The organism is Methylobacterium sp. J-078 (assembly GCF_022829285.1).
Lineage (GTDB): Bacteria > Pseudomonadota > Alphaproteobacteria > Rhizobiales > Beijerinckiaceae > Methylobacterium.
On record NZ_JAKSYI010000081.1, the window covers coordinates 1 to 15,159 of the forward strand.

Annotated in this window: 15 protein-coding genes and 1 riboswitch; of the genes, 9 read left to right on the top strand and 6 right to left on the bottom strand. The window is 71.7% G+C overall.

The features are described from left to right. Positions 1-49 precede the first annotated feature (49 nt). Positions 50-266: riboswitch (cobalamin riboswitch) on the bottom strand. 34 nt (positions 267-300) lie between these two features. Then, complete coding sequence (locus MKK58_RS13215; RefSeq protein ID WP_243912491.1) at positions 301-1,176, bottom strand: SDR family oxidoreductase; 876 nt, start codon at positions 1,174-1,176, stop codon at positions 301-303. Between the two features lie 43 nt (positions 1,177-1,219). Further along, a complete protein-coding gene (locus MKK58_RS13220) occupies positions 1,220-1,825 on the bottom strand; it encodes a phosphatase PAP2 family protein (protein WP_243912492.1) in 606 nt (201 codons plus the stop codon). Positions 1,826-2,035: 210 nt separating this feature from the next. Here MKK58_RS13220 and MKK58_RS13225 point away from each other — a divergent pair, with 210 nt between their 5' ends. Together MKK58_RS13225 and MKK58_RS13230 are read left to right on the top strand one after the other, a co-directional pair. After that, positions 2,036-2,245 carry a hypothetical protein gene (locus MKK58_RS13225; RefSeq protein ID WP_238281913.1) on the top strand — a complete coding sequence of 70 codons (210 nt, stop codon included), beginning with the start codon at positions 2,036-2,038 and terminating at the stop codon, positions 2,243-2,245. Between the two features lie 298 nt (positions 2,246-2,543). Beyond that, positions 2,544-3,197 carry a DUF2147 domain-containing protein gene (locus MKK58_RS13230; RefSeq protein WP_243912493.1) on the top strand — a complete coding sequence of 218 codons (654 nt, stop codon included), beginning with the start codon at positions 2,544-2,546 and terminating at the stop codon, positions 3,195-3,197. Positions 3,198-3,305: 108 nt separating this feature from the next. On the opposite strand, the gene MKK58_RS13235 is transcribed toward MKK58_RS13230, so the two are convergent. The 3 genes from MKK58_RS13235 to MKK58_RS13245 form a co-directional block, all read right to left on the bottom strand. Beyond that, the gene (locus tag MKK58_RS13235; RefSeq protein ID WP_243912494.1) at positions 3,306-4,532 is read right to left on the bottom strand and encodes a serine hydrolase domain-containing protein; all 1,227 of its coding nucleotides are present in this window, start codon (positions 4,530-4,532) and stop codon (positions 3,306-3,308) included. A 77-nt stretch (positions 4,533-4,609) separates the two neighbouring features. Beyond that, positions 4,610-5,095: a GNAT family N-acetyltransferase gene (locus MKK58_RS13240; RefSeq protein WP_243912495.1), complete on the bottom strand. Its 486-nt coding sequence runs from the start codon at positions 5,093-5,095 to the stop codon at positions 4,610-4,612. Between the two features lie 10 nt (positions 5,096-5,105). Beyond that, positions 5,106-5,645 (bottom strand): phage tail protein, encoded by a 540-nt coding sequence (locus MKK58_RS13245; RefSeq protein ID WP_243912496.1) that lies wholly within the window; start codon positions 5,643-5,645, stop codon positions 5,106-5,108. A gap of 410 nt (positions 5,646-6,055) precedes the next feature. Between MKK58_RS13245 and MKK58_RS13250 the strand changes: the two genes are divergently transcribed. Beyond that, positions 6,056-7,582, top strand: a complete 1,527-nt coding sequence (locus MKK58_RS13250; RefSeq protein WP_243912497.1) for a Hint domain-containing protein — start codon at positions 6,056-6,058, stop codon at positions 7,580-7,582. 180 nt (positions 7,583-7,762) lie between these two features. Here the strand turns inward: MKK58_RS13250 and MKK58_RS13255 are convergent, their stop codons facing one another. Continuing rightward, positions 7,763-8,257: a DUF427 domain-containing protein gene (locus MKK58_RS13255; RefSeq protein WP_243912498.1), complete on the bottom strand. Its 495-nt coding sequence runs from the start codon at positions 8,255-8,257 to the stop codon at positions 7,763-7,765. A 193-nt stretch (positions 8,258-8,450) separates the two neighbouring features. Here MKK58_RS13255 and otsB point away from each other — a divergent pair, with 193 nt between their 5' ends. The 6 genes from otsB to MKK58_RS13285 all read left to right on the top strand — a co-directional run bounded on the left by otsB (position 8,451) and on the right by MKK58_RS13285 (position 15,145). Continuing rightward, complete coding sequence (gene otsB / locus MKK58_RS13260; protein ID WP_243912499.1) at positions 8,451-9,206, top strand: trehalose-phosphatase; 756 nt, start codon at positions 8,451-8,453, stop codon at positions 9,204-9,206. 68 nt (positions 9,207-9,274) lie between these two features. Continuing rightward, complete coding sequence (locus tag MKK58_RS13265) at positions 9,275-10,297, top strand: glucokinase (protein ID WP_243912500.1); 1,023 nt, start codon at positions 9,275-9,277, stop codon at positions 10,295-10,297. A 41-nt stretch (positions 10,298-10,338) separates the two neighbouring features. Next, entirely contained in the window at positions 10,339-11,031 is a 693-nt protein-coding gene (locus tag MKK58_RS13270) for a DUF2459 domain-containing protein (RefSeq protein ID WP_243912501.1), read from the top strand. An 86-nt stretch (positions 11,032-11,117) separates the two neighbouring features. Next, positions 11,118-12,659 (top strand): Do family serine endopeptidase, encoded by a 1,542-nt coding sequence (locus MKK58_RS13275; protein WP_243912502.1) that lies wholly within the window; start codon positions 11,118-11,120, stop codon positions 12,657-12,659. A 240-nt stretch (positions 12,660-12,899) separates the two neighbouring features. After that, on the top strand, positions 12,900-13,874 hold the full coding sequence (locus MKK58_RS13280) for an OmpA family protein (RefSeq protein ID WP_243912503.1): 975 nt from the start codon (positions 12,900-12,902) through the stop codon (positions 13,872-13,874). Further along, entirely contained in the window at positions 13,871-15,145 is a 1,275-nt protein-coding gene (locus MKK58_RS13285; protein ID WP_243912504.1) for a hypothetical protein, read from the top strand. The genes MKK58_RS13280 and MKK58_RS13285 overlap by 4 nt, the downstream gene beginning before the upstream one ends. Positions 15,146-15,159 lie beyond the last annotated feature (14 nt).

Consider the following 15,159-nt stretch of genomic DNA (forward strand, 5'->3'; position numbering starts at 1 on the left):
CATGCGAACGCCCCGACACCCACCAGGACACCCCGCCCGATGCGTTCCGCGTGTGACCACGACTGACGGCAGGTCTCCTGGCTCGCGGGTCACCGCCCTCTCATCGTCTTCCCAGGTTCCGGGTCCTCACGGACCGTTCACCCAGTGACGTGTTGATGATGGGCTCGCGGCTTACAGTTGCGGGGGCAGCCGCGGCGTTGGGGTTGCCCCCGCACCGCGTTCCCTTTTGATCCTCGTGAAGAAGAACCGTCCCGGCCAAGCTAGGCTTTGCGGGGGGTGGGCGTCAACAGGCCGCCGTTCTCAGAGAACCGGCATGGCGCCCGCCACCGTGATGAGGGCGCCGGAGGTGTAGCTGCTGTCCTCGGAAGCCAGCATCACGTAGGCGGACGCGAGTTCGGCCGGCTGCCCGGGGCGCCCGAACGGCACCTGGCTGCCGAAGGACTTCACCGAATCCTCGCTCATCCCGGCGGGGATGAACGGCGTCCAGATCGGGCCCGGCAGCACGCCGTTCACCCGGATGCCCTTTTCGGCCAGCAGCTGCGACAGGCTCAGCACCATGTTGCTGAGCGCCCCCTTGGTGGCGCTGTAGGCCATCAGCGAGGGCATCGGGTGCTTGGAGTTCACCGAAGAGGTGAAGATCACCGAGGCGCCCGGCTTCAGGTGGGGGAGGGCCGCCTTGGTCACGTAGAACGGACCGAACACATTGGTGCGGAAGTGATCCTCGAAGACCGCGTCCGCGATGGAATCCAGGCCCTGGTTGGGCTGCTGGAAGGCGCCGTTGTTGACGAGGATGTCGAGGCGGCCGAAGGCCTCGACGGTCCGCGCCACGACCTCGCGGCCGTGGCCGGACTGCTTGAGGTCGCCGGGCAGCAGCAGGGCGCGGCGGCCCGCCTTTTCGACCCACGCGCCCACCGCCTCGGCGTCCCGCTGCTCCTCGGGGAGGTAGGCGATGGCGACGTCGGCGCCCTCGCGGGCATACGCGATCGCCACGGCACGGCCGATGCCGCTGTCGCCGCCGGTGATCAGCGCGGCCTGGCCGGCGAGCTTGCCCGAGCCCTGGTAGCTCGTCTCGCCGTGATCCGGCTCCGGGGACATCCGGCCGGTCTTGCCGGGAAAACTCTGGGGCTGCCCCTCGAAGGGCGGGCGAGGATACTTCGACAGGGGATCGTGGGGCACGCGGCGTCTCCTGAGACGGGTTCGGCTTGGAGGGAATGCCGCGTCAACCGGGGGAATCCGCCGCCGTTCCAGCCGCGCGACCATTCCACCCGGCGCCCAAATGCGCCACCGCCTCGGCCGTGAACCCGACTAGGGCGCCGGCGGTGACATCGGAGGGGAAGTGCGCGCCCCGCAGCACCTGGGCCGCCACGACGCCGAAGGCCGCCGCCGCGGCGACGCCCCGGATCTCCGGATAGGCGCGACTGGCCGCGCACGCGACCGCGACGCTCATTGCCGAGTGCCCGGAGGGAAAGGATTGCCAGGGCCCGACATTGGGGCCGAACCAACCCTTCTCGTAGAGGCCCTCGTCCATCAGCACGTTGGGGCGCGTCCGGTGCACGATGCGCTTGACCGTGGTCTTCGTGGCCGCGGCCAGGATTCCGGACGCGAGCATGTGGCGCCCGGTCGCCGCCAGGCGGCGGTTTCCGCTCAAAGCCCCCCAGGCCAGGGTGCCGGCGGAGAGGGCGAGCAGCCAGCGCCAGCCCCCGGCCTCGCTCGCCGCCGCCAGGGCCCGCACCCGCCGCGTGTCCTTGGCGCGCGCCAGGGACACGCCGAGGCGGACATCCCCCGCCTCCAGGCGCCGGGCGAGGCCGGCAGCATCCTTGATCATCGACGGGTCCATCCTCGGGAAAAGCACGGCCGTAAACGCCGCGCCGCGCGGATCGTTCGAGGCCCCATGGATCCGCCCACCGCTGGGGAACGGCCGGGCCGATGCGGGTCGACCGGGAACCGATCCGCCACCGGGCGATTGACGGTTCATTGGAGTTGTTCTAATTAAGAACAGCACGGACGCCCCGGCGTCCGAACCTCGGAGATCATCATGGCCAGCACCACCAACGCAGCCTGCGAGAGCTGCCGCTTCTTCGACGATCACAAGCTCAACGGCGGCATGGCGGCCGGGGACGAGGGCCTGTGCCGGTTCAACCCGCCCGTGAGCCAGCCCGAGCCGAAGTCGCCGGGCCTGTGGCCGGTGGTGGCGTCCAAGGATTGGTGCGGTCACTTCACCGCCGAGATGTCGGCGGCCGAGTAAGACGGACCCGTCGTCCGGGACCGCCAAGGTTTCACGTCAGGCGATGTTTCATGACTGGAAAGGGCCGGTGCCGCGGGCGCCGGCCCTTTTCGCGTGCGGGTCCGGGTTCGGGCCGATCGGCGAGGGCGGCGGGGCGTTTGCGGACCGGGCCTGCCGGAAATCTCGCGCCTCGGCCGGATGGCGGCCATGATCCCGTCACCTTCGCGTCGGAAGGCGTGCCGATCGCATGACGGGCGCTCGCCGCCCCGCGGGCGAGGGCGGATCGCCGCGGGGCGAGCGCAGAGGGTGAATGGGAAGCATGACGAATCGATCGACCATCGTGGCTGCCGCACGCCGGCTGGCGCCGCTCGCCGGCCTTGCCGCCGCCCTCCTGCCGGGCCTCGCGCTGGCCGCCGCGCCGAACGATGCCAGCGGCACCTGGCTCACCGAGGATGGCCGCGCCCGCATCCGCACCGAGAAGTGCGGCCCGCAGAACACCAACCTGTGCGGCTACGTCGTCTGGCTGAAGGTGCCCCTGAACGACAAGGGCCAGCCCCGGGTCGACTTCAAGAACCCGGACCCGAAGAAGCAGGCCCGCCCCTCCCTCGGCCTGCAGCTCATCATGGGCCTGAAGCCGCAGCCGGACGGCCATTACGGCGGCAAGATCTACAACGCCGACGAGGGCAAGTTCTACGACGTGACGATGTGGTCCGACCAGCCGAGCGAACTCTCGGTGCGCGGCTGCCTGCTCGGCTTCCTGTGCGGTTCGCAGACCTGGAACCGGGTGAGCGACGTGGTGCCGGGCCAGCTCACCGGGCCGACCAACGGCCCGGGCGGCCCGCGCGCCGATGCCGAGTGGGCGCCCGCCCCCAAGGCTCCCGCCGCCGGAGCCGCCGCGACGGGCGGCACCAAGCCGGCGCCGAAGCCCGCCGCCAAGCCGGGCGCCGCCCCGGCCGCCCCGGTCGAGGAGTAGAACCGGCTTAACGCCGCCGCGCGCGCGGAACTTCAAGCCCGAACGCCGCCGTCCCGCCCGGGACGGCGGCGTTCGGCGTTTCCGGTGCCGCAATCCAGCGGGCAGATCCTAATCGACGAGAGCCGCATAGGTCAGCACGCGCAGTTCGCGCCGCAGGGGCAGGGCCGAGGAGGGGATGAGCTGGGTCAGCAGGACCACGGCGAGGTCCTCGGCCGGGTCGACCCAGAAGGCGGTGCTGGCGAGGCCGCCCCAGGCCACCTCGCCCGGCGTGCCGACGATCTGGGCGCGGGCCGGATCTAGCATCACCGAGAACCCCAGCCCGAAGCCGATGCCCGTATAGGCGGTCTCGGAGAAGCGCGGCTGGCCCATGGCGGCGAGATCCCCGTCGAGGTGGTTCGTCAGCATGAGGTCGACGGTCTTGCGCCCGAGGAGGCGGGTGCCCTCGAGTTCGCCGCGCCCGAGCAGGAAGCGGCAGAAGCGCATGTAGTCAGCGGCCGTCGAGACGAGGCCGCCGCCGCCCGAGGGGCAGGCCGGCGGGTTCGCGAAGCGGCTGCCCACCGCGTCGTCGTAGAGCTTCAGGGTGCGGTCCCGGAACAGGCTGTAATTGGAGGCCAGGCGCGGGAGCTTGCCGGCGGGCACGAAGAAGTCGGTGTCGACCATGCCGAGCGGCGCGATCACGCGTTCGCGCAGAAAATCCGCAAAATCCTGGCCCGAGACCACGGCCACGAGGTGCCCCAGCACGTCGGTTGCCACCGAGTAGTTCCACTCGGCGCCGGGCTGTGCCAGCAGGGGCTGCCGGGCGAGGCGGCCCACCACCTCGGCGAGGTTCGCCTCCTGGGCCTCGCCGAAATCGACGCCGTTCTGGCGGTAGAGGGCGTCCACGAGGGTCGCCTCCATGAAGCCGTAGGTGAGGCCGGAGGTGTGGGTGAGGAGGTCGCGGATGGTGATCGGGCGCCGCGCCGGCTCGCTGTCGAACTTCGCCCGGTTGCCGCCGGTGAGGACCCTGAGATCCGCGAAGTCCGGGAGGAAGCGGGTGATCGGATCGTCGAGCTGGAAGCGGCCCTCCTCGTAGAGCATCATCACCGCCACCGAGGTCAGCGGCTTCGTCATCGAGTAGATGCGCGCGATGGTGTCGGGGGCGAAGGGCTTGTCGCGGGCCATGTCGGCGCGGCCGTGCGCGCGGAAGAACGCGGTCTTGCCGCCCCGCGCCAGCATCACCGAGAGGCCCGCGACCTTGCCTGCCTCGACATTGGCCCGCATCCAGCCGTCGATGCGCTCCAGGCGATCCGGGCAGAGCCCGAGGGCCCCCGGCTCGCTTGCGGTCTCGCCCTGCATGAATTCCGCTCCGTCCAGATCCGTCGCGCCCGGCATAGCGCCGGGCAGGGCCCGAGCAAACCCCGGCCCGGCGCCCGCTACGAATCACCAGCGCCGGGCGGAGTCCAGGCGAGGTCGTGGTGGAGGTCGCCTGCCCGTACGGTCGCGAAGCCGAGGCGCGCGTAGAGGCGGCGCGCACCCGCATTGTCCGCGCTCACCGCGAGGCGGAGCGGCAGCCCGGCGAGGCGCGCCGCCGCCATGGTCTCGTCGATCAGCCGGGTGCCGAGCCCGCGCCCGCGCCATTCCGGCAGGAGCACGATGTCCACGAGGGTGACGGCGTCGGCGCCCAGGTCGGTCACGATCCGGCCGATCGACGCGCCGTCCTGCGCGATCACTTCGAAGCGGGCGGCGGGATAGCGCGCCCGGTAGGTCGCGCGCTGCCCCGCGAAGCCCTGGCGCAGGAGCAGGTCGCGCAACGGCGGGTCGAGCCCGGCCAGGGGGAGGCCGTGGGCGGAAGCGAAGAGGACGAACAGGAACGCGCCGTCCGCTTCCGCCTCGGGGCGCCGATCGGGCTCCCGCGTCATGGCCTGCGCGTCATGGCCGGGGCGGGAAGATGCCCTGGAGCGCGATGATGAAGTTCACCGTCTGGTAGGGCTGCCGGTTCTCGTGCGGCTGGCTGCCGCCCTGGAGGGCGATCGTGCCGCCGCTCAGCTGAACCGGGCTCGCCGGACTGCCCGTGGTGAAGCTGTTGAAGGGCGTGTCCCCGGCCGGATTCTCGGTCTGCGCGAGATTGGCGCCGGACGGCGCGCTCGTGGAACCGAGCGTGGCATCGGCATTCACGCCATGGGAATGGGCAGGCATCTGCGGAATCTGCAGCGTGACGCTCTCGACGCCGCCGGACTGTCCCATCGGGTAGGGCTGGAGGCCGTTGCCCTGGCCCTGGTGAACCGGAACCCGGCTCCGCAGATCCGGCAGGGCGAAGGTTCTCACGCCGTCGCCGCCGAACTGCGTTCCGAGCAGGGCGTAGAGTGCCGAATTGGTGCTGATCTGTAGAATCTGGCCGTTGCACAAGGCCCAGCCCTGGGGCGCGTAATTGAAGCCCACCATCCTGATTTCGCCGAGATACGGATCCATCGCTTCCTCCCGTCTTCTTGTCTCGATCTTGTGTCTTCGTGATCCTGCCGGCGCCCGGCCGTCTCGGCGCGGTCGAACGCGGGAGCGCGATGCCGCCCGCCCCGTTCCCGGCATCGACGCAATCTGTGCTCAGATGTCACCCGCAGGCGAATCCTCAGGTTGCACCCACGGCATCAAGACAGAAGCCGTTTCGCTTGTCACTAGACTTCACGCCTTTGCAATCAGGATTACGTTCCTGGCGCGAACGGGCGCAACCCAAGATTGTTGCGACAATACAACATCGAACGAGATAGTGGATTCCGGGCATTCCGCCGAGAAGGAATAAAGCTTAGGCTTCATACCAATGCACGAGTCGCCGGTTTCGATTCCTGCAACGTCATATTCAATGATGTCGAATCGAGGGTTGGGCGATGGCTACTGTCAACTATACCTACGAGTTCACCACGAACGGAAACACGGGCGTCATCACGCTCACCGTCGATACGACGGTACTCTATACCTACAGTGCGAGCGGGAATTTTCAGGGATATCCGATCACCGGGATCAGCGGCAGCTTCAACGGTCAGACCATTACCGGGTTGCTTCCGTCCAACAACACGACACAGGGCGGCACCCCCGCGACGGCTGACGGGACCGCGAACGGAGGCGGTGCGGCCGGCACGTACAACAACGTGTTCTGGCTCGACGACAGCCAGGGCAACGGCGGCACCGCAGCCAGTGGAAAGGCGAGCATCTACGGCCTCGACAACCGGGGTGTCGCCTTCAGGGCCGGCGGAACCGACTACCGCATCTCCAAGCAGAGCGCCTCCAACACCAACTTCATCTATCAGTCGAACGGCACGGCGTCCCAGCCGACCACCTTCGATCAGGCGGATTCCAACGTGCCCTGCTACGTCACCGGCACGCGCATCCGCACGGCGCGCGGCGAGGTCGCCGTCGAGGATCTGGCGGTGGGTGACCTCGCCGTGACGGCGTCCGGCGCCGAGCGACTGATCCGCTGGATCGGCCACAGGACGGTCGAATGCGCCCGTTACAGCGACCCCTGCACGGCCTGGCCCGTGCGCATCGCGGCCCATGCCTTCGGGGACGGCAAGCCCGCCCGCGACCTCCAGGTCTCGCCGGCCCACGCCCTCTGCGTGGACCTCCTGGGCGAGGTCCTCATCCCGGCAAACGCCCTCGTCAACGGCACCACGATCACGCAGGAGCCGGTCGAACGCGTCACCTACTGGCACGTCGAACTCGACAGCCACGACATTCTCATGGCCGAGAACATGCCGGCCGAGAGCTACCTCGACCTGAGCAATCGCGGCTTCTTCGTCGAGGCCGACACCATCGACCTGACGCTCGGGCCGGACGCGCCGGCCGCCCACGGCACCGCCGACTTCTGCCGCCCCTTCCATGCGAGCGGTCCATTGGTCGATCTCGTGCGGGCCCGCCTGCGGGAACGCGCCGAGGCCGAAGGCTGGCGGCTCGTCGAGGCGCCCTGGGCCGACCTGCACCTCGTGGCTGACGGGCAGGAGATCCACGCCGATGTGGAAGGGCTCACCGCCCGCTTCGTCCTGCCGGCCGAGGCGCGCGACGTCACCCTCGTCTCGCAGGCCAGCCCGCCCGCCCAGGTCGCGGCCGGCATGACGGATCTGCGTCGCCTCGGCGTCTCGCTCGCCGCGCTCACGATCGATGACGGCCTGACCGGCGCCCGCGCCATCGCGCTGGACGATGCGCGGCTCGGCGCGGGCTTCCACGCGGTCGAGGGGGATGGCACCGTGCTCTGGCGCTGGACCGATGGCGCGGCGCTGCTTCCGGCCTCCCTGTGGGCGGGCTGCCGAGGCACGGTGTTCCTGCGGCTGACGCTGACGCATGCCGCCCCGCCGCGCTGGGTCGGACCGCGCGCGGCGGCCGATGCGGTCGATCCGACGGAAGTCCGCCACTGCGCCTGATCCGCCGACGACCGGACCGACCGGTGGCCCGGCTTCGCGCGCCGGCTCTGCCCCCGGTCGGAACGGACCCGCATCCCCCTGCGGCGTTTAACCCCGATACCGAACTTCGGTGAGCCCGCCCCATCGGTCCGGCTCACGGACCCCTGATCTGAGCCGTGGGACCGGAAGCGCCCCCGCGGCTCACCAGCCCATGCTGCCCGGCCCACCCTTGAACGGGCCGACGATCCCGGGCGTGATCCAGCCGCCGTAGAAGCCGCCGGGCTGCGGGATCACCCGCGCGTCGCCGACGAAGCAGGCCTCCATCGATCCGGCATAGAAGGCGACGTAGCCGGCGATCGGGGCGAAACCCGGCGTCGGGTCGGGATAGGACCAGGCGGCCCCGTCCGCCCGCAGGCCGCCCGCCGCGACGTCGTACAGGACGGCCCGGCCCTTCCATTCGCAGATCCCGGCGCGGCGGGCCGGGCCGAGCACGCCGGCCGCCACGTCCCCGGGCGGAAGGTAATAGGTCGGCGGGTGGCTGGTCTCCAGCACCCGGTAGCCCGCCAGGGTCTCGGCGATGACCCGCCCGCCGAAGACCACGCGCAGGCGCGTCGTCACCGGCTCCAGCCGGGGCGGGCGCGGATAGTCCCAGACGCTCTCCGCGTTCGGGCCGGGCGGGATCGGGGTGGGCCACATGCGGTCGGAACCTTGCCTGGAGGGATCGGAACGGTCCGGCGGGACCGGACACCCGGGCAGATAGGGCAGGGGGTTGCCCCGGCCCCGATTTCCCCGCCGCCCGTGTTTCTCGTGTCCCGTTTTCCCTCGCCACGTTTTCCCCTGGCGCGCGGCATGCTAGCGCAGGCCCGGATCAGACGAAGGGACATCCTGCGTGACCGAGCCGACCGCCTTCGCCCTCTATCTCGACTTCGACGGCACCCTGGTGGAGATCGCGCCCAAGCCCGACCAAGTCCGGGTCGATCCGGCCCTGGCCCCGGCCCTGAAGCGCCTGCGCGCCCGGCTCGGCGGCGCGCTGGCCATCGTCACGGGGCGGCCCATCGGGGTGATCGACGACTTCCTGAGCCCAGCCCGCTTCGATGTCGCCGGCCTGCACGGGGTCGAGCGGCGGATCGACGGCGTCGTCTCCGGCGGCTCCGCCGCGGACCACCCGGCGCTGCGCGCCCAGGTGCCCGCCCTGCACGCGGCGGTCGCCCCCCTGGAGCACGTCCTGATCGAGGACAAGGGCGCCTCCGTGGCGGTGCACTGGCGCCTCGCCACCCCGCGCGACGCCGCCGCGGCCGAGGACGCCGTGAAGGCCGCCGCCGCCGGCCTCGGCGCGGATTACCGGCTCCAGCTCGGCAAGGCGGTGGGCGAGATCGTGCCGGCCTCCGCCACCAAGGGCCATGCCATGCGGGCGCTTGCCGAGAACCCGCCCTATGCGGGCCGCCGGGCGATCTTCCTCGGCGACGACCTCACCGACGAGAAGGCCTTCGCGGTGGTCAACGAACTCGGCGGCGTCAGCGTCCGCATCGGCGGGGCCGAGACCATCGCGGCGCGCCGCCTCACCGACCCGGAGGACGTGCGCCGCCTGCTCTACGCCTGGGCCGACGGCGCGGCCATCGACCCGGACGCCCTGCCGCCGGCCTGAGCGGCCCCCTCACCCCGATCCCCCTCCACGCCCGCCCCTGAGCCGGGCCCCAGACGGAAGTGGCGCGCATGTTCGAGTTTCCCGTCCTCGTCGGCGATATCGGCGGCACCAATGCCCGCTTCGCGATCGTGCCCGAGGCCGGCGCCGAGCCGGTTCTGCTCTCCCGCGAGGAGACGGCCGGGCATCCCGACCCGAGCGCGGCCATCCGGGCCTCCCTCGCCAGGGGGGCCGGGGCGCAGGGGAGCCCGGCGCCGCGCTCGGCGATCCTGGCGGTGGCGGCCCGGGTCGACGGGCCGGCCGTGCAGCTCACCAACGCCCACTGGGTGATCGAGGGCGCCCGGATCGGGCAGGATTTCGGGCTCTCGCGCGCGGTCGTGGTCAACGATTACGTGCCGGTGGCGGCGGGGGCGGCGGCGATCAGCCCGAGCGAGCTGACGCCCATCGGCCCGCGCCGCGAGGAGGGCCGGGCCGGGGACCAGGGCGCCCGCCTCGTGCTCGGCCCCGGCACCGGCTTCGGCGCGGCCGCCCTTCTGCCCGTGGACGAGCGTCTCCTCATCGTCTCCACCGAGAGCGGCCACGTGGATTTCGGGCCGGCCACGCCGGCCGAGCTCGCCCTCTGGCCGCATCTGGAGCGGGTCGAGGGCCGCGTCACCGTCGAGACCCTGCTCTCAGGACCCGGCCTGACCCGGCTCCATGCCGGCCTGCACCGCCTGCGTACCGGCGCGGACGGCCCGCATCTCGACCCCGCCGCCGTCACCGAGGCCGGCCTCTCGGGGTCGGACCCGGACGCGGCCGCCGCCCTCAACCTGTTCGCCAAGCTCCTCGGGCGCGTCTGCGGCGACCTCGCCCTGACCTTCCTGGCCACCGGGGGCGTCTATATCGGCGGCGGCATCGCGCCCCGGATCATCGACGTGCTGCGCCAGGGCGCGTTCCGCCGGGCCTTCGAGCACAAGCCGCCCTTCGTGGCGCAGATGCAGGCGATCCCCACCAGCGTCATCGCCGTGCACGACCCGGCCCTGACGGGCCTCGCCGCCCTGGCGAGCCAGCCCGACCGCTTCGCCTATCACGGCCAGGTCTGGCGGGCCGCCTGACCGCCCGCCGCACCCGCGCGGGCCTGGCCGCGCTCGCCGCCGTGCTGGCCAGCCTCGTCGGCCACCTCGTCCTCGCTGCCCTGCTGACGGCGCGGCCGGGCGATGCCGGCCTCTACCCCGCGCGCGAGGGGGACGGCGTGGCCATCGCCCTCGTCTCGCACGGCTGGCATTCCGGCCTCGTCCTGCCGCGGGACGTCCTCACCGGTGCCGGGCCGGCCCTGGCCGACATCGCCACGCGGTTCCGGGCCTATCCGGCACTGGAGTTCGGCTGGGGCGAAGCCCGCTTCTACCGGGCGACGCCGACGCTCGCGCAGTTCGATCCGGGCCTCGCCCTGGCGGCCCTGTTCACCCCGGGGGGCCGGCCGGGCGTGGTCCAGGTGGTGGGCCTCGAGCGGCCGGCGCGGGACAGCTTCCCGCATTCCGAGATCGTGCCGGTGCGGGTCTCGCACGCCGGGCTGGCCCGCCTGCTCGCCCGTCTGGAGGCAAGCTTCCGCCTCGCCGAGGGCCGCCCCGTCGCCGGGGGCCCCGGCCTCTACGGGCCGAGCCTGTTCTACGAGGGCGCGGGGCGCTTCTCCTACGCCAATGTCTGCAACCATTGGGCGGCGGGCCTCCTGAACGCCGCCGGCCTGCCCGTCACCCCGGTCCTCGACACGCACCCGGCCGGGCTGCTGCGGGACCTGCGCTGGCGCGCCGGCCTGAGCCCCATGCCGACGGCGAACCTGTCCAAACCGTAATCTGAGCGCCACGCGCGGGTCAGGCGGGGCCCCCTACAAACCGGATCACGGCCCGCCGCTGGCGGCCCCCCGATCCGGAGACCCCGATGACCACGAAGCCCACCCGCCCGCGCCGCAACGCCCTCGCCTCCGTCGCCGTGGCCGCCCTCGTGGCGACCGGCGCGGCCGGCGTCGGCCTGACCCAGCCGGCCGTCCCGGCCTACGCCCAGTCCCTCTCCAAGAACCCGATCGAGACCCCCGACCATCCGCCGGGCTCCTTCGCCAGCGTCGTCGACAAGGTGAAGCCCGGCGTCGTCGCCGTGAAGGTGAAGCTCGACGACAGCGCCGATTCAGACGACGACGGCGACGGTCCCGGCCAGCAGCAGGTGCCCCCGCAGCTGCGCGAGTTCTTCAAGCGCTTCGGCCAGGGCGGTCCCGGTCAGGGCCAGGGTGGTCCGGGCCAAGGCTTCGGCGGCCAGGCGCCCAAGCGCCAGGGCCAGCGCGGCGCCATGGGCTCGGGCTTCATCATCTCGGCAGACGGCTACGTCGTCACCAACAACCACGTGGTCGACAAGGCCAAGTCCGTGCAGGTGACCCTGGACGACAACCGCACCCTCGACGCCAAGGTCATCGGCAAGGACCCCAAGACCGACCTCGCGCTCCTCAAGATCACCGAGGGCGGGACCTTCCCGTACGTCTCGCTGAGCAAGACGGCGCCCCGCGTCGGTGATTGGGTGGTGGCCATCGGCAACCCGTTCGGCCTCGGCGGCACGGTGACCGCCGGCATCGTCTCGGCCCGCGGCCGCGACATCGGCGCCGGCCCCTACGACGACTTCCTGCAGATCGACGCCCCCATCAACAAGGGCAATTCCGGCGGCCCGACCTTCAACGTCGGCGGCGAAGTGGTGGGCGTGAACACCGCGATCGCCTCGCCGTCGGGCGGCAGCGTGGGTCTGGCCTTCGCGATCCCCGCCGAGACCGTGCAGGCGGTGGTCGACCAGCTCCGGGCCGACGGCAAGGTGGCGCGCGGTTACCTCGGCGTGCAGGTGCAGCCGGTGACCAAGGACATCGCCGACGGCCTCGGCCTCGACAAGGCCAAGGGCGCCCTGGTCGACCATGCCGAGGCTGGCACGCCCGCGGCGAAGGCGGGCCTGAAGTCGGGCGACGTGATCGAATCGGTCAACGGAACCCCGATCAACGACGCCAAGGAGCTGTCCCGGAAGATCGCCGGCATCAAGCCGGGAGCCAAGGTCGAGCTGACCTACCTGCGCAGCGGCAAGTCCGACACCGCCACGGTGGAACTCGGCGTCCTGCCCAACGACACCAAGGTGGCGGGCACCGAGCGCGGCTCCGCCAGGGACGGCCAGCCGCGCCTGGGTCTCAGCCTCGCCCCGGCCTCGGAAGTCGGCGCCGGTTCCGAGGGTGTTGCGGTGATGGAGGTCGATCCCGACGGCCCGGCCGCCGCCAAGGGCATCGAGCAGGGCGACATCATCCTCGATGTGGCGGGCGCCAGCGTCTCGCGTCCCTCCGAGGTCGCCGAGCGCGTCCGCTCCGCCGAGACCAGCGGCCGCAAGGCCGTGCTGATGCGGGTCAAGAACGCCAAGGGCATCACCCGCTTCGTCGCGGTGGCCCTGAACAAGGCCGGCTGATCCGGAGCGGGCGTCCCGCCCGCTCTTGCCCCCGCAACGTCCAAAGCCATGCCGGCCCGCACCCGTGGGCCGGCATTCGCGCGTCTAACCCTGTGCAAACGCGCAACACTGCGCGTCCCCCTGTGCGAATCCCCCGTAAACGCGAACGGCGTCGATTGACGAATAATTAACCTCAGATTTACTGACATACCTGAGGTTGGTTCGGGGTTCGGCGTGGCGTTTGTCGGGACAGTCATTCGGGTGTGCGTCGCGCTTCGCGCGATCCTCGCGCCACCCGTACCCGTCATCGCCGCGCTGCTGCCCACCGGCGCCGCTGCCCGGGACGTGGTGCTCCCCTGGCAGGAGACGGTGCAGATCGAGCACCGGGACCGGACCGAGCGCCTGCGCCGGCTCTCGGACCAGGCGCTCGCGGCCAGCCCCCGGTTCTTCGAGGAGCGCGTCTCCCGCGGCGAGCTTCCGGCGACGTTCGGCACGGACATCCCCGTGCTGCGCGTGGTCTTCCCGCAGCGGGTGTTCTTCGACACCGACGCATTCGAGGTTCGAGCGGAGGCGCAGGCCGTCATCGACGTGGTGGCCGCCGCCCTGCGCCGCGAGGCCTCCGACACCGCCGTCTTCATCGCGGGCCACACCGACGACCGCGGCAGCGACGCCTACAACTACGCCCTCTCCGTGAAGCGGGCCGACAGCGTCGCGCGGGCGCTGGCCGCCCGGGGCGTGCGTCAGGCCAGCGTCTGGCGCGTCGGGTTCGGCGAGGCGATCCCGGTGGTGCCCAACACCTCCGACACCGCGATGGGGCGCAACCGCAGGGTCGAATTCCTGTTCGGCCGCAAGGCGGAGGCCGTGGGCGTCTGGCTGGCCAAGCAGGAGGCGCGCGTCTGCGCGGGCGCCGGCGAGAGCCAGCGCGCGGAGTGCCTGCGCGCCTTCGCGGCGCTGCCCCGCGTCGAGGCCGCCCCCGTGCGCACGGGTCGGGAGGCCCGGACCCTGGTGACGCCGCCGCCCTCGGACGCCGTCCCCGTCCTGCCCACCATCGAGACGAAGAACCTCGTGGCGGTCGGTCCGCCCGTCCCCCCGGCCCTGGTCGCCCCGGAGCGCATCGCGCCCGCGCCCGTCCCGGCCCCTCCGATCGACAGGACCGTGGTGACGATCACCCGGGACGAGCCCGTGATCATCGACCTGCGTGAGAAGCGTGTGCTCGTGGAAAGGCTGGAGCGATGAGTCTCGACGAGTACAGGTCCCTCGACCTGCGGGTGGACGGGCCGATCGCGGCGGATCTCGCCGCGCAGCTCGACGAGGAGGCGCCACGCCCGGTCCTTCCCCTCTCGGCCCCGCACGGGGCCAGCGCCGAGACCCCGGCCCTACTCACGCCCGCCATGCTGGCCTGGTACCAGCGCCACGTGGCCTCGGCCCGGCGCAGCGCCCTCGCGGAGGTGCGCCGGGCCTTCGCGCAGGACCCGATGGCCTCGGGCAACCACGGCTTCCTGCTGGAGGCCGAGCTCGACCGGGTCGAGCAGACGAAGCAGGGGCACCTGCGCACGGAGCGTGAAATCTTCTATCAGCGCCGCGCCGTCTCCGATCTCACCGCCGAGATCGACCGCCTCCACGCCGCCTACGATCACAAGCGGTCCGAGCACGGACGCGACGCGGGGTCCTGGAACCCGGTCCTCAAGTATGGCGGCGTGGTCGCGATCATGCTGCTGGAATTCCCGCTCAACCTGTCCTCCTTCCTCAAGATCGACTTCCTGACGCCGGCCCTGGCCACCGCCTCGGTCTGCCTCATCGCGATCCTGTTCGCGTTCTCCAGCCATCTAATCGGGCGCATCCTGCGCCAATGGAGCGAGCGCTTCGGCGACGACGTCACGGCCCGTCTGCGGGCGGACAGCTATCGCCAGCTCGGCCTCGGCTTCGTCCTGTTCGCCATTGGGGCGGCGGCCATCGTCTTCAGCCGCTCCTACCTCGTTGCCGAGGCGGTCGCCCGCCAGGCGGCGCTCGGCGAGGAGGGCGGCAGCCCCGTCTCGATCTACGGCATCGCGCTGATCGGCAACCTCGCCGTTTACGCGGCCGCGGTCGCCTGGGTCCTCTTCACCGAGGACCCGGTGCCGGACTTCGCCGAGGAGCGTCGCCGCCTCGACCGGCTCAAGGCCCGGCAGCAGCGCTTCTACCGGACCGGCCTGGAGCGCCAGAAGCAGCAGCGCATCGAGCAGGCGCGGCGCGAATGCGAGCAGCTCGTCCGGCGCGAGGCCGACCAGATGAAGCGGCTGCGCAACTACGGCAGCTATCGCGGCCAGTTCGATGAGGTCCGCCGGAACGACGCGCGCGTCCTCGCGCTCCTGCAGGGCTACCGCGGCCGGCTGGTGGCGGAGACGCGGCGGCGCGGCCTGCAAACGACCTTCACCTACGACGACCTGAGCAGCGGCGACATCAGCACGAAGCGCGACCTCGACGGGGACGCCTATCTGAGCCGGCCCCTGGCCCTCGGCCACGCCTGACGCGGAGAGTTTTT